Genomic DNA, 12,945 nt, shown 5'->3' with positions numbered 1-12,945 from the left:
CGCCCGCCTGCCCATTTGGCACGTTCGGCAGCTTTGTCCGCCGTGTCGATCCGAAAATGCAGAACCCGATACAGTGCGTTCGGCTCAAACGGCATTTGTTCCGCGCCGATGTTCATAGCAGCCAATGCCGTTGCTTTGCGTTTGGCAGCGAGCCCCCTCAACTTAAACCGAGCTCGGAATTGAACCGGTCGAAAGGCCGGTAAATGACTTAGATCCGTCACTTCACACCTTCGATTCAGTGAGCTTTGGGTTTACTTGAAGACTTCCCGATCATCGGCGCAATCACTTTCGTCACCAACGGGATCAACACAAACCCCCAAGCCAAACCAAACACCCCATCCATCGTTGCTTTGGCGATCCACTCGGTAACTTTTTCCCATTGGGCAGGTACAGCATGTCCAACAGCGTAAGCCCAGTCATGAATATGATGACCCAGCCAGCCGAAGCCCAGAACCTCCAGCCCGTGGATGATGATCGATCCTCCGACCCAGAGCATTGCAGCGGTTCCGACAATCGAAAGAGTCTTCATCACGCCCGGCATGGCTTTGACCAGACCTCGCCCAAGTCCGCGTCCTATGGGAGTCGGGGCGTTCTGCGCCAGATACAAACCCACATCGTCCATCTTCACAATCAGCGCGACCGAGCCGTAAACGGCAAGAGTCACTCCAAGCCCGACCACGGCAAGCGTTGCCGCCTGCATCCAGAGGTTGGGGGCTTCGATCGCCGCCAACGCAATTGTCATGATCTCCGCGGACAGGATGAAATCGGTCTTGATCGCACCCCTGACCTTCTGTTCTTCCAGATGCCCCGGATCGCGGGTTTTCATATCCTCTTCGATGACATGGCTGCCATGCGGGAACAGGACATGAAAGATTTTCTCGGCCCCCTCAAAACAGAGATACGAGCCACCTATCATCAGCAAAGGCGTAATCAGCCACGGCGCAAAATTCGCCAATAGCAACGCCACCGGCAACAGCAGCACAATCTTGTTGAAAACCGACCCGCGCGCGATACGCCAGATGATCGGCAGTTCCCGCGCCGGAGCGAATCCCTGCACGTATTTGGGGGTCACTGCCGCGTCGTCGATGATTACTCCGGCAGTCTTGGCCCCGGCCTTACCAGCCGCCGCCACGACATCGTCCACCGATGACGCTGCAACCTTTGCAATGCCTGCCACATCATCCAACAGGGCCAACAGACCACTCATCGCGCAACCTCTTGTTTATCCGCTGTCGCCGACACTACCTGATCCAACCCTTAGCGCAAGCGTTAGCGCAACCGGCAAAGGTTTGCGCTAACACCTTAAAAATATGCTATTTTTGCCCTTTTGAGATTCAATATTCACGGCTATATGGCCTGCAACACAAGCGCAGTTTGGAGACGTCGGATGACCATCAAGGTCGGTATCAATGGTTTTGGCCGCATCGGCCGCTGTACTCTGTCGCACATCGCCGCATCGGCGCGCAACGACATCGAAGTGATCAAGGTCAATGCCACCGGCCCGCTGGAAACCTCGGCGCACCTGCTGAAATACGACAGCATACACGGTCGTTTCCCACGCGACGTATCCATCGAAGGCAACACCATGGATTTGGGTCGCGGCCCGATGGAGATGTTCTCGACCTACGACATGAACGAGCTGGACTGGGACGGCTGCGACGTCGTTCTGGAATGCACCGGAAAGTTCAATGACGGCCTGAAAGCCAAAACCCATCTTGAACGTGGCGCAGGCAAAGTACTGCTGTCGGCCCCTGGCAAGAATGTCGACAAAACCATCGTGTTCGGTGTGAACCACAACAGCCTGACCGCAAACGACAATATGGTGTCGAACGGCTCCTGCACCACCAACTGCCTTGCCCCGCTTGCCAAGGTGCTGGACGAAGGTATCGGTATCGAGCATGGCATCATGACTACGATCCACGCCTATACCGGCGACCAGCCGACGCTGGACCGTCGTCACAGCGATCTGTACCGCGCCCGTGCCGCAGCCATGTCGATGATCCCGACTTCGACCGGTGCAGCCGCGGCCTTGGGTGAGGTTCTACCGAACCTGAAGGGGCGCTTGGATGGTTCAGCTATCCGTGTGCCGACCCCGAACGTCTCGGCCGTTGACCTGTCGTTCCGTGCCTCGCGCGATGTCACGGTCGAAGAGGTGAACGCCATCGTGGAAGAGGCCGCCAAGGGCCCGATGCAGCGCGTTCTGGGCTATGAGCCTGCACCGCTGGTGTCGACCGATTTCAATCACACCGAAGAAAGCTCGATCTTCGCTCCGGATCAGACCCGTGTGGTCGATAGCCGTATGGTGCGCGTGCTGGCATGGTATGACAATGAGTGGGGTTTCTCGGTGCGTATGGCCGACGTGGCCGTTGCCATGGGCCGTCTTAACTGACCCTTCGGACATCGCTTGTACCTTAATGCCCGCTCAGGTTATCTGAGCGGGCATTTTCGTTCAGGGCGCAGCTAATGACAAATCAAATCGCCATCTGGCTTGGTATCCTGATCCTGGGCGGCTTGATGCTGGACGTTGCGCTGTTCGGTACCGAGGATCTGCTGTTCTTGGGAAAGAAACTCTACGAATTCCTGGATTGGCTCGCCTTCTGGCGCTGACTGAGGTTTTGCTTGACTTTCGCACCAATCTGGCTTTGTTAGCGCTAACCATCTAACGACCGAATTCTGACGGAGCGCATTATGACACTCAAGCTGGCAATCAACGGATTTGGACGGATCGGACGTGGCGTATTGCGGGCCGTCATGGAATCCGGACGCACCGATGTCGAAATCGTCGCGATCAACGATCTGGCAAAGCCGGAAATGAACGCGCACCTGTTCGAATTCGACAGCGTTCATGGCCGCTACCCCAACCCCGTTAAGCTGACCGATGCCGGTCTGGATGTGGGCGCTGGCCCCATCCGGTTAAGCAGCGAACGCGACCCCGAGGCGCTGAACTGGTCGGATGTGGATATCGTGCTCGAGTGCACCGGAGTCTTTCGCACGCGCGAAGCCGCCGAACGGCACCTTAAGAACGGATCAAAGAAAGTTCTGATCTCGGCCCCTGCCCGTGGCGATGGAGGTGTAAAGACCGTCGTGTTCGGCGTGAACGATCACGAGCTGACTGCCGATGACATCGTGGTCTCGAACGCGTCCTGCACCACCAACTGCCTGTCTCCTGTCGCTGCGGCTTTGGATGCTGGTCTGGGTATCAAACACGGCAACATGACAACCGTACACGCCTATACGGCCAGCCAACCGGTGCATGACACCGCTGGAAAGGACCCTTATCTGTCTCGCGCAGCGGCGCTGTCGATGATCCCGACGACAACCGGTGCGGCCTCAGCCGTCGGTCTGGTGTTGCCGCAACTGGCCGGAAAACTAACCGGCCAGGCCATCCGCGTGCCTACTCCGAACGTTTCGGTTGTCGATCTGGTCGCCGAGGTATCGCGCCCGACAACCGAGGATGAGGTGAATGCCCTTTTCGTCGAGGCAGCAGCAAAAATTCCCGGAGTATTGGCGGCAGAGAATCGTCCTCTGATTTCGATCGATTTCAACCACGACTCGCACAGCTCGACGGTCTCTCTGGCTGAAACCAAGGTAACCGACGGCACGCTGGTGCGTGTCCTTGCGTGGTACGACAACGAATGGGGTTTCTCGAACCGGATGCTGGATACGGCTGCTGCGATGGGCGCGCTATCCTAACCGCTCGCGCAGAGCTTCGTTGACGCGGGGCGTGACGAATTTCGACACGTCCCCGTTCAACCTGGCGATTTCTTTGACCAGTTTCGAGGCAATCGCCTGATGCCGGGCCTCTGCCATCAGGAAGACTGTCTCAATTGAGTCGTCCAGCGCGCGGTTCATCCCAACCATCTGGAATTCATACTCGAAATCCGCGACCGCACGCAGTCCGCGCACGATGATTTGCGCCCCAACATCGCGGGCGCAATCGATCAGCAGGTTTTCAAATGGGTGCGCTACGATTTCGGTTCCGGTCTGTTCGGTCAGATGAGCACACTCGGCCTCAATCATCGCGACACGCTCTTCCAAAGAAAACAGCGGGCCTTTGTCTCGGTTGATGGCAACACCAATTACCAGCTTATCCACCAGTGCGGCTGCACGGCGGATAATGTCGATATGACCCATCGTGATCGGGTCAAAGGTACCGGGATACAATCCAACCCGCATAGGGCTCTCCAGCGCAACAATATTTCTGCGCAAGCAAACATAACTTTGCCGCAGGTGCAAGAGGTTGAAACACCTCCCGCGTTCAGTGGCCCATGATCATGCCTTCTAGCGCGTCTTTTTCCATTGCAAGTTCAGCGAGTTGCGCCTTCACCGCATCGCCGAGCGTTACGATGCCGACCAGTTTGCCGTCTTCCAATACAGGCATGTGGCGAAACCGGCCTTCAGTCATTTGCGACAGGATAGATTCCACCGAATCCTGCTGGCTGGCTGTCACAAGCTGCTTGGTCATGTAGGTGCTGACCGGTTTGTCCAGACAGCCGCTGCCACTCGCAGCAAGCTCTCGCACAATATCTCGTTCGGACAGAATGCCCGAAGCCGTCTGCCCCCCGTCCTCGGAAATGACCACAGTACCAATCCGTTTCTCCGCCAGAATTGCAGCGGCCTGAGAGACAGACGCCGTTGGTTCGACCGTCACTACGCCGCTACCGGCTTTGGACTTGAGAATGGCCTGAACGAGCATATGCAAAAACCTCCGGAATAACGTACTGTTTTCCAAAGCGTTGCCGGAATGTGTGAATGTGTCAAGGTGAAGCTTCGGCTTCCAGCCGCGCTACTTCGTCTCGTATTCCGCGCGTCAACGCCTCGGCAAAGCGGTTCAACCGCTCATTGCGCTGATCGCCCTGATGGCGGACCAGATAGAACCCCCGGGTCAGACTGACCTGATCCGTCAGTATTTTCTGCAATCCTCGATGGAACGGCAGCGTGAAGTCATGCGCCACACAGACCCCTGTGCCCAGCGAAACTTGCCGCAGTTGAACGGAAACCGAGTTTGATGCAAGCGCGACACGCTCAACACCGATGTCGTTGAGATAGTCCAGCTCGCGGTCAAATATCATGTCCGGGATATAGCCGATCATCCGATGCCCTTTCAGGTCCTCGATGGATCGAATTTCGGCGTGACGATTCAAGTATTCTTTCGTGGCGACCATATGCAGCCGATAGTCGGATATCTTCTGCACCAGCAGTTTCCCTGCGGTGGGCGCACTGACTGTAACCGCCATGTCGGCCTCTCGCCGGGATAGGTTGATGATGCGCGGCAAAGCCAAGATCTGTATGTCGAGATCGGGATTCGCATCGCTGATCTTGGCGCAGACCTGTGGCAACAGGTAATTGGCACTTCCATCCGGGGCACCAATTCTGATCTGCCCACTCAGTGACTTGGCGGAACCCGACATGACACCTGTCGCCGCGCGCATAGCCTCTTCCGCCTGCAGCCCGTGCTCCATCAGGCGCTGTCCTGCAGTCGTCAACACATAGCCCTGCTGTGATTTCGTGAACAACACCGCGTCCAGAGCCGCTTCCAATCGCGCAATTCTGCGTCCGACAGTCGCCGGGTCAATCTTGAGAACCCGCCCAGCCCCCGAAAGGCTTTCGTCGCGCGCAACGGCCAGAAAAACCCGCAAATCATCCCAATTCGGCGTCATGATCTTTCCTTTGCATTTTTGCAAAACAGATTTGAAATATTGCCTCTGTTCAGGTAATTTTCGCAAGTCTATTCTGCGCGCAACCTAATCCGGAGGAATTTGCCATGCAGAACCTGACCCATTTCATCAACGGCGAACATGTCGCCGGTACATCTGGCCGCTTTGACGATGTATTCAACCCGGCAACGGGCGAAGTGCAGTATCAATGCCCGATGGCAAGTGTTGCCGAGACCACCGCAGCGATTGAGGACGCCGCAGCAGCTCAGGTCGCTTGGGGCGCAACCAACCCGCAGAAACGCGCGCGCGTCATGATGGCTATGGTTGGCCTGATGAACCGTGATATGGACAAACTTGCCGAAGCGCTCAGCCGCGAGCATGGCAAAACCATCCCCGATGCCAAAGGCGATCTGCAGCGCGGTCTGGAGGTGATCGAATACTGCATCGGCGCGCCCCAGATGCTGAAAGGTGAATTTACCGACAGCGCGGGCCCGGGCATCGATATGTATTCGATGCGTCAGCCGCTGGGTGTGGTCGCCTCGATCATGCCGTTCAACTTCCCGGCCATGATGCCGCTGTGGCATGTCGGCCCTGCTCTGGCGTGCGGCAACGCAGTTGTTCTGAAACCGTCCGAGCGTGACCCATCTGTTCCATTGATGCTGGCTGAACTGTTTGTCGAAGCTGGTCTGCCCAAAGGCGTGTTCCAGGTTGTAAACGGCGACAAAGAGGCCGTTGACACCCTGCTCGACAGTGAAATCATTCAGGGCGTGTCGTTCGTGGGCTCGACCCCGATCGCGCAGTACATCTATGCTCGTGCAACCGCCAACGGCAAACGCGCGCAGTGCTTCGGTGGCGCCAAGAACCACATGATCGTTATGCCTGACGCCGATCTGGATCAGGCCGCGGATGCGCTGGTCGGTGCAGGTTTCGGCGCAGCCGGCGAACGCTGTATGGCGATCTCGGTTGCTGTACCGGTTGGTGAAGAAACCGCAGACGCGCTGATCGAAAAACTGATCCCGCGTGTCGAAAAGCTGAAAGTCGGCCCCTACACAGCGGGCGACGATGTTGACATGGGGCCGGTGGTCACCGCCGCTGCAAAAGAACGTATCCTTGGCCTGATCAACTCGGGCGTTGAGCAAGGCGCGAAGCTGGTTGTCGACAACCGCGACTTCAGCCTGCAGGGTTATGAGGACGGTTTCTTTGTCGGCCCGCACCTGTTCGACAACGTCACGCCCGACATGGACATCTATAAGCAAGAGATCTTTGGCCCGGTCCTGTCGACCGTCCGCGCGGGTTCTTATGAAGAAGCGCTGAAACTGGCGATGGATCATGAATACGGCAACGGCACCGCGATCTTCACCCGCGACGGCGACACCGCACGTGATTTCGCCAGCCGGATCAATATCGGCATGGTCGGCATCAACGTGCCGATCCCGGTTCCGCTTGCGTATCACACCTTTGGCGGCTGGAAGAAATCCATGTTCGGCGACCTGAACCAGCACGGTCCGGACAGCTTCAAGTTCTACTCGCGCACCAAGACTGTCACATCGCGCTGGCCGTCGGGCATCAAGGAAGGCGGCGAGTTCAACTTCAAAGCGATGGACTGATCGCTCTGATCATGTCTCAGGAAACCCGGCCCCAGTAAGGCCGGGTTTTTTATGCGCCTAGGTCAGTTTCCGCCCGTTCACGCACCTCACAAGAAATTCAGACGCGACCCTCTGGAAAAATCAGGTCTTCACTAATATTTTATCGCCAAATCAAATAGACGAGCAGTTCACATCTTCCCGGAGGCAACCTTGTCCCAAAATCATTTGACCCGTCGCCATGCCCTGTTGGGCGCCGCATCGCTGATTGCAACGCCCGTAGTCGTACGCGCCCAAAGCACCGACGCTTTCCCGCAGGATGAAGAAGCGATCAGCACACAGTTGCCGGTACGCCGCAACGTTTCCTCGTTCTCGCAGCAGAACTGGCAGGATCACTTTGACGAGCTGGGTGTCGGCGCCCTGTTGGCAGATATTACCAGCCGTGCGGTGCACTACTGGGGGCCCGATGGGACCTATAAACTCTATCCCAGCTCGGTTCCGATGAGCGAAGAACTGACCAAGCGGGGCTATACCAAGGTTACACGCAAAGCCGAAAACCCAAGCTGGACGCCGACATCGTCCATGCGCGAACGCGATCCATCGCTGCCGGTTCGCATGGAGGGTGGCGACCCCGGTAACCCACTAGGCACCCGCGCAATGTATCTGGGCTGGCCCGCCTATCTGGTTCACGGCACGCATGATACACGCAAGATCGGTCGACAGAGTTCGTCCGGCTGTATTGGCCTGTACAATCAGCACGTGGAAGAGCTGTACCCGCTGGTTCAGGTGGGCACTCAGGTTCGCCTGCTGTAAACTGTCCGCATTGCGCATGGAAAAGCCCCGGCCATCAGGACCGAGGCTTTGCTGTTGGGGGGTCTGGAGTACTTATTCGGGCAGGATCACTTCATCCACAACGTGGATAACGCCGTTGCTGGCTTCGATATCAGCCTGAACGACGTTGGCACCGTTCACCTTGACGCCGTTCTTGGCGTTGACGCTCAGACGATCGCCCTGCACGGTCAGGACTTTGGCGCGTTTGCCAGCGATATCGCCAGACATCACCTTGGCGGGTACGACATGGTAGGTCAGGATCGACACCAGCTGATCCTTGTTTTCCGGCAGCAGCAGCGTTTCTACCGTCCCCTCGGGCAGCGCGGCAAACGCCTCATCGGTGGGCGCAAAAACCGTGAAAGTTCCGTCCCCTTTCAACGTATCGACTAACCCAGCAGCTTGAACCGCGGCGACCAGAGTATTGAACGACCCAGCGGATACCGCCGTGTCGACGATATCTGCGGCCTGCGCCTTGACAGGCAGTGCAAGAGCAAATGCGGCGGCGGCGCCCATGAATGTACGGCGGAACATGGCTGTTAACTCCTCTCCAGCTTGTTATGGAAAGGGGTACGGGCCGTTTGCCGCGCCGGATCACATAGAGATCATTTTTCTTTGAGTTGAACCCATATGCTCTGAGCACGCCCATCCCTGAGAAACGGCAGCGCCTCGACCGCATCGGGACGCTCCTGTTGCAGATAGTATCCCGGCCAAAGCATTGAATACGAACCGGATTGCAGCAACGCGTGTAACATATACTGCTCACCCCAGCCCGGGCAGTCATAGAAGAACCGTTTCGGATATTCGTAGGGCAGAAAAACATCGTGGACATGTATGACGACGCCCGGTTTCAGCGCCGGAATGATCCGGCAAAACAGGTGGGCCACGTCGTTGCTCATGCGGACAACATGACTGGAATCGATGAACAGGACGTCCCCGGATTCGAGTTGTTCGAACAGGGCCGGATCGACCTCTTCCAGTCGCTTCTGCTCGAACTGATCGACGACATGAGCGATATCGGCGCGCGGGTACGGATCAATTGCGGTAATGGTCGTATCCAGACCACCGTCGATGACCGCCTGCCGTGTTACTCGGGTCGAGTTGCCACACCCGACCTCGATCACGCGTTTCGGCTGAAAACGGCGGATCATCAGATATAACGCATCCGCATCGGGGCTGTCATAATAGCCGTTGTTGATATGATAACCGGTCTGATTGCGCGCAGGGTCTTTCAAAGCTTCCAACGCTTTTGCGTGTTGCCGGTACTCCTCGGACAACTGACTGATGTCGAACCCATCCATACCCGGAGACAGCGCATAGGCCGGACGGGTCAACCCCCCCGCCCGCTCGAACGCCTCAAGCCGCGTCCGCTCATCCTGTTCCGTGACTTTGTCGATCAACTTCACTCCCAACTCATCTAGGGCAGCGTTGATCTGCGGGAATTTTCTGGGTTTCACGAGTGCGGCTCCAATCTGCATTGCGCCTGTTCCTTACCTTTGCACGCGCGACTTCTGCAAGGACCGTTGCGTCAAACCCTTGGCAAAAGAGAAAATTCCGTATTCACTGACTGGAATTGAACGATGAGGACCGCCATGCAGCAGGAATTCACGTTAGGGATCGAGGAAGAGTACCTGCTGGTTGATCGCGACAGCCTGCAGCTTGCGCACGCCCCGGCCGCCTTGATCGAGGCGTGCCAGAACGATTTCGAAGGTCAGGTCAGCCCCGAATTCCTGCAATGCCAGATCGAGGTCGGCACCCGCCCGCACACTACGATCAAATCCGCGCGCGAAGACCTGAGGCGCCTGAGGTCCTGCGTGTCGGAACGCGCAGCCGAATACAATCTGGCACCAATCGCAGTGTCCTGCCATCCATTCGCCAACTGGAAAGACCAACATCACACCCGCAAGGAACGCTACGATGCCTTGCAGCACGCCCTGGGTGGCGTTGCGCGGCGCATGTTGATTTGCGGGATGCACGTTCATGTGGGGGTTGGGGACCAGGCCCTGCGCGCCGACCTGATGCCGCAGCTTTCGTACTTTCTGCCCCACCTGCTGGCGTTGTCGACCTCGTCCCCCTACTGGAACGGCGAGGATACCGGGCTGTCCTCTTACAGGCTGACCGTATTCGACAATCTGCCCCGCACCGGCCTGCCCCCGGTGTTTGGCAGTTGGGGCGAATACGAGCGCACGACTGGTGTATTGGTTGAACTCGGCGTGATCGAAGACACCTCGAAAATATGGTGGGATCTCCGTCCCTCTCACCGGTTTCCCACTCTGGAGACGCGCATCATGGATGTGCAGCCAAGGCTTGAACACACGCTGTCTCTGGCCGCTCTGGTACAGGCGCTGACGCGAATGCTGTGCCGCCTGAAGGACCGCAATCTTCGCTGGCGGCAATATGATAAGTTTCTGATCGGCGAAAACCGATGGCGTGCTCAGCGCTACGGCGTGGGCGAAGGTCTGATTGATTTCGGCGACCGCTCGATCAAGCCAATGGCCGAACTGATGGGAGAGCTTATGGGTATGCTCGCTGAAGACACCGAGGCGCTAGGCACCATGACCGAACTCGCGCGACTGCGGCAGATCGCAGAGACCGGAACGTCTGCCACCCGTCAACGTCGCATTCACGCCGAGGCGACAGCGCGCGGAGATGACCCCGGCCGGGCTGTTGTCACCCATCTGATCGAAGAGTTTCATGCGGACCTGTAAGCTCAGACCGCCGCCAGAATCTCCTTGATCCGGTCCGCCACGGGTTCATACAAATCACGGTCGGTCCAGTAACCGTTATGAGATAACGGATTCCACGAGGTAAAGATTTTTCCCGCATTTATCGGCTTGTCCCTAAGCGCCCCGCTTTGCGCCAGTTGTTCATAGCTCGGCGCGCTCTTGCCCAAAGGAAAACCCAAAACGTCGTGCTTGTCATAGTAGTTTCGCCACCAGGTCGAAAACTGCAACGCGGGCGGCAGTGCCCGGTTCGGGGCCATGATCGGGAATATCTCATTCTCGGGATATGCAAAAAGGAAGATCGGGATATTGCATCCGAACGTCACGATACCTGCAACCGTTTTCATGTTTTCGACATCTGTCGGATGCACGGGCGATCCGCCCTGCCTGAGATGTCTCTGCATGTCGTAGATGTAGTTCGACATGATGTGCCCGCCAAGCGAATGCGCCACGATCAGCACCGGGCCCTGATCCCCGACCTGATGTTTGACCACCCCCATCACATTTTCGACTTTCTGGTGGATCGCATCGTAGATCTTGTCACCATCATCGGGCGTTTGGCGATAGGATGCCGCATCTGACAAATTGCAAACAACAAACTCTCGCAGCTTGTCGTAGCCAAGGCTTCGGTTGACCTTCCGCAGATAGTCCTTTTGCCGTCCCTGCAGGATTTGTGCCCAGACGACCTCGTGCCAGATCACATCATCCATGTCTGCACCTACCCGGTTCGAGACACGCCGTTTCAGCCCTTTGGAAAATGTAGGTGTCGTGGACGCGGGCTGACCTTGCGGATTGTACTGGCTACCCATTCCGTGAATCGCGATAACGGCTAATTTGTGCGATGGCATCAGAAAGCTCCGTAACGATCAAAATCTAGAATTCCGGGAGTATACCCCACCCTCCCGATATCCCCCAAATCGCAGCGTTTGCCGTTGTTGAAAAATTTCTGTAAGGATTGAAGAATAAAACGCTCGTTCAATTCTACAGCCAACAGGAAATACACGTCATGGATTTCGCGCTGACCGAAGAACAAACGGCCATTTTCGATATGGCCTACGCCTTTGGCCAAGACCACATCGCCCCTTTTGCGCGTCAGTGGGAAGCGGACGGGACTATTCCAAAAGAGCTTTGGCCCAAAATCGGTGAACTCGGGTTTGGGGGTCTCTATGTCTCGGAAGAGGCAGGCGGGTCCGGCCTGACCCGGCTGGATGCAACCCTGGTGTTCGAAGCGCTGTCGATGGCCTGCCCCTCGGTCGCGGCGTTCCTTTCGATCCACAACATGTGCGCCAAAATGCTGGACAGTTTTGGCAGCGACGATCTGAAATCCCGCATCATGCCCGACATTCTGGGCCTCGAAACCGTCCTCAGCTACTGCCTGACAGAACCCGGCTCGGGCTCGGATGCGGCCGCACTGAAAACCCGAGCCGACCGTACCAATGAAGGCTACACGCTGAATGGAACAAAGGCTTTCATTTCGGGCGGAGGTTATTCGGATGCCTATGTCTGCATGGTCCGCACCGGCGCGGATGGCCCCAAAGGCATCTCAACGGTTTATGTCGAAGACGGCACTCCGGGCCTGAGCTTTGGCGCGTTGGAACAGAAAATGGGCTGGAAAAGCCAGCCCACCGCGCAGGTCCAGTTTGATGACTGCAAAATCCCGTCAGGCAATCTGGTCGGAACCGAGGGTAGCGGTTTCAAATACGCCATGATGGGGTTGGACGGCGGTCGCCTGAATATCGCGTCCTGCTCGCTGGGTGCGGCTCAGAACGGTCTCGACATGACATTGCAATACATGTCCGAACGCAAGGCTTTCGGGCAGTCGATCGATCAGTTTCAGGCGCTGCAATTCCGACTGGCAGACATGGAGATCGAGCTTCAGGCGGCACGCACTTTCCTGCGTCAAGCCGCGTGGAAACTGGATCAGGGTGCACCGGACGCCACCAAGTTCTGCGCAATGGCCAAGAAATTCGTGACAGAAACCGGATCGAAAGTCGTGGACCAATGCCTGCAACTGCATGGCGGGTATGGCTATCTCGCGGACTATGGAATCGAAAAGCTTGTGCGGGACTTGCGCGTGCATCAGATTCTCGAAGGCACGAACGAGATCATGCGCGTGATCGTTGCGCGTCAGATGCTCTCCAACCGCTGAGGTCA

14 protein-coding genes are annotated in these 12,945 nt (G+C 57.1%); 7 read left to right on the top strand and 7 right to left on the bottom strand.

Features of this window, described 5'->3' with window-relative positions; all coding sequences use genetic code 11:
- Positions 1-235 precede the first annotated feature (235 nt).
- The gene (locus RA27_RS04515) at positions 236-1,207 is read right to left on the bottom strand and encodes a DUF808 domain-containing protein (RefSeq protein ID WP_039535345.1); all 972 of its coding nucleotides are present in this window, start codon (positions 1,205-1,207) and stop codon (positions 236-238) included.
- A gap of 180 nt (positions 1,208-1,387) precedes the next feature.
- On the opposite strand from RA27_RS04515, the gene gap (RA27_RS04510) reads away from it, so the two are divergent.
- From gap (RA27_RS04510) to gap (RA27_RS04500), 3 genes are all read left to right on the top strand, one after another.
- On the top strand, positions 1,388-2,389 hold the full coding sequence (gene gap / locus RA27_RS04510; protein ID WP_039535343.1) for a type I glyceraldehyde-3-phosphate dehydrogenase: 1,002 nt from the start codon (positions 1,388-1,390) through the stop codon (positions 2,387-2,389).
- Positions 2,390-2,463: 74 nt separating this feature from the next.
- Positions 2,464-2,607, top strand: coding sequence for a hypothetical protein (locus RA27_RS24340; RefSeq protein ID WP_039535341.1), 144 nt, complete (start codon positions 2,464-2,466; stop codon positions 2,605-2,607).
- An 81-nt stretch (positions 2,608-2,688) separates the two neighbouring features.
- The gene (gap, locus tag RA27_RS04500; protein ID WP_039535338.1) at positions 2,689-3,693 is read left to right on the top strand and encodes a type I glyceraldehyde-3-phosphate dehydrogenase; all 1,005 of its coding nucleotides are present in this window, start codon (positions 2,689-2,691) and stop codon (positions 3,691-3,693) included.
- Here gap (RA27_RS04500) and coaD read toward each other — a convergent pair.
- From coaD to RA27_RS04485, 3 genes are all read right to left on the bottom strand, one after another.
- The gene (coaD, locus tag RA27_RS04495; protein WP_039535337.1) at positions 3,685-4,176 is read right to left on the bottom strand and encodes a pantetheine-phosphate adenylyltransferase; all 492 of its coding nucleotides are present in this window, start codon (positions 4,174-4,176) and stop codon (positions 3,685-3,687) included. The two genes, gap (RA27_RS04500) and coaD, sit on opposite strands and share 9 nt — an antisense overlap.
- Before the next feature lie 82 nt (positions 4,177-4,258).
- Positions 4,259-4,696, bottom strand: coding sequence for a CBS domain-containing protein (locus tag RA27_RS04490; protein ID WP_039535336.1), 438 nt, complete (start codon positions 4,694-4,696; stop codon positions 4,259-4,261).
- Positions 4,697-4,757: 61 nt separating this feature from the next.
- Entirely contained in the window at positions 4,758-5,660 is a 903-nt protein-coding gene (locus tag RA27_RS04485; RefSeq protein ID WP_039535335.1) for a LysR family transcriptional regulator, read from the bottom strand.
- A 104-nt stretch (positions 5,661-5,764) separates the two neighbouring features.
- Between RA27_RS04485 and RA27_RS04480 the strand changes: the two genes are divergently transcribed.
- Positions 5,765-7,264 (top strand): CoA-acylating methylmalonate-semialdehyde dehydrogenase, encoded by a 1,500-nt coding sequence (locus RA27_RS04480; RefSeq protein ID WP_039535334.1) that lies wholly within the window; start codon positions 5,765-5,767, stop codon positions 7,262-7,264.
- A gap of 189 nt (positions 7,265-7,453) precedes the next feature.
- Positions 7,454-8,053, top strand: a complete 600-nt coding sequence (locus RA27_RS04475) for a L,D-transpeptidase (protein WP_039535333.1) — start codon at positions 7,454-7,456, stop codon at positions 8,051-8,053.
- Positions 8,054-8,125: 72 nt separating this feature from the next.
- Here the strand turns inward: RA27_RS04475 and RA27_RS04470 are convergent, their stop codons facing one another.
- Both RA27_RS04470 and RA27_RS04465 read right to left on the bottom strand, forming a co-directional pair.
- Positions 8,126-8,602: a fasciclin domain-containing protein gene (locus tag RA27_RS04470; RefSeq protein WP_039535331.1), complete on the bottom strand. Its 477-nt coding sequence runs from the start codon at positions 8,600-8,602 to the stop codon at positions 8,126-8,128.
- A 71-nt stretch (positions 8,603-8,673) separates the two neighbouring features.
- A complete protein-coding gene (locus RA27_RS04465; protein ID WP_039536973.1) occupies positions 8,674-9,525 on the bottom strand; it encodes a class I SAM-dependent methyltransferase in 852 nt (283 codons plus the stop codon).
- Between the two features lie 135 nt (positions 9,526-9,660).
- On the opposite strand from RA27_RS04465, the gene RA27_RS04460 reads away from it, so the two are divergent.
- Positions 9,661-10,776, top strand: a complete 1,116-nt coding sequence (locus RA27_RS04460) for a carboxylate-amine ligase (RefSeq protein WP_039535329.1) — start codon at positions 9,661-9,663, stop codon at positions 10,774-10,776.
- A gap of 2 nt (positions 10,777-10,778) precedes the next feature.
- Here the strand turns inward: RA27_RS04460 and RA27_RS04455 are convergent, their stop codons facing one another.
- Complete coding sequence (locus tag RA27_RS04455; protein WP_039535327.1) at positions 10,779-11,639, bottom strand: hypothetical protein; 861 nt, start codon at positions 11,637-11,639, stop codon at positions 10,779-10,781.
- 158 nt (positions 11,640-11,797) lie between these two features.
- On the opposite strand from RA27_RS04455, the gene RA27_RS04450 reads away from it, so the two are divergent.
- Positions 11,798-12,940, top strand: a complete 1,143-nt coding sequence (locus RA27_RS04450; RefSeq protein WP_039535325.1) for an acyl-CoA dehydrogenase family protein — start codon at positions 11,798-11,800, stop codon at positions 12,938-12,940.
- Positions 12,941-12,945 lie beyond the last annotated feature (5 nt).

It is taken from the genome of Ruegeria sp. ANG-R, from assembly GCF_000813985.1.
Classification (GTDB): Bacteria; Pseudomonadota; Alphaproteobacteria; order Rhodobacterales; family Rhodobacteraceae; genus Ruegeria.
The sequence above is the reverse complement of the archived record's forward strand: the minus strand, read 5'-3'. Positions and strand labels throughout refer to the sequence as shown.

What these genes read in the sequence shown, in the direction of transcription:
- RA27_RS04485 (WP_039535335.1), bottom strand. Translation starts at nt 5,660, where the DNA reads ATGACGCCGAATTGGGATGATTTGCGGGTTTTTCTGGCCGTTGCGCGC.
- gap (WP_039535343.1), top strand. Translation starts at nt 1,388, where the DNA reads ATGACCATCAAGGTCGGTATCAATGGTTTTGGCCGCATCGGCCGCTGT.
- RA27_RS04515 (WP_039535345.1), bottom strand. Translation starts at nt 1,207, where the DNA reads ATGAGTGGTCTGTTGGCCCTGTTGGATGATGTGGCAGGCATTGCAAAG.
- gap (WP_039535338.1), top strand. Translation starts at nt 2,689, where the DNA reads ATGACACTCAAGCTGGCAATCAACGGATTTGGACGGATCGGACGTGGC.
- RA27_RS04455 (WP_039535327.1), bottom strand. Translation starts at nt 11,639, where the DNA reads ATGCCATCGCACAAATTAGCCGTTATCGCGATTCACGGAATGGGTAGC.
- RA27_RS24340 (WP_039535341.1), top strand. Translation starts at nt 2,464, where the DNA reads ATGACAAATCAAATCGCCATCTGGCTTGGTATCCTGATCCTGGGCGGC.
- coaD (WP_039535337.1), bottom strand. Translation starts at nt 4,176, where the DNA reads ATGCGGGTTGGATTGTATCCCGGTACCTTTGACCCGATCACGATGGGT.
- RA27_RS04450 (WP_039535325.1), top strand. Translation starts at nt 11,798, where the DNA reads ATGGATTTCGCGCTGACCGAAGAACAAACGGCCATTTTCGATATGGCC.
- RA27_RS04490 (WP_039535336.1), bottom strand. Translation starts at nt 4,696, where the DNA reads ATGCTCGTTCAGGCCATTCTCAAGTCCAAAGCCGGTAGCGGCGTAGTG.
- RA27_RS04460 (WP_039535329.1), top strand. Translation starts at nt 9,661, where the DNA reads ATGCAGCAGGAATTCACGTTAGGGATCGAGGAAGAGTACCTGCTGGTT.
- RA27_RS04480 (WP_039535334.1), top strand. Translation starts at nt 5,765, where the DNA reads ATGCAGAACCTGACCCATTTCATCAACGGCGAACATGTCGCCGGTACA.
- RA27_RS04470 (WP_039535331.1), bottom strand. Translation starts at nt 8,602, where the DNA reads ATGTTCCGCCGTACATTCATGGGCGCCGCCGCCGCATTTGCTCTTGCA.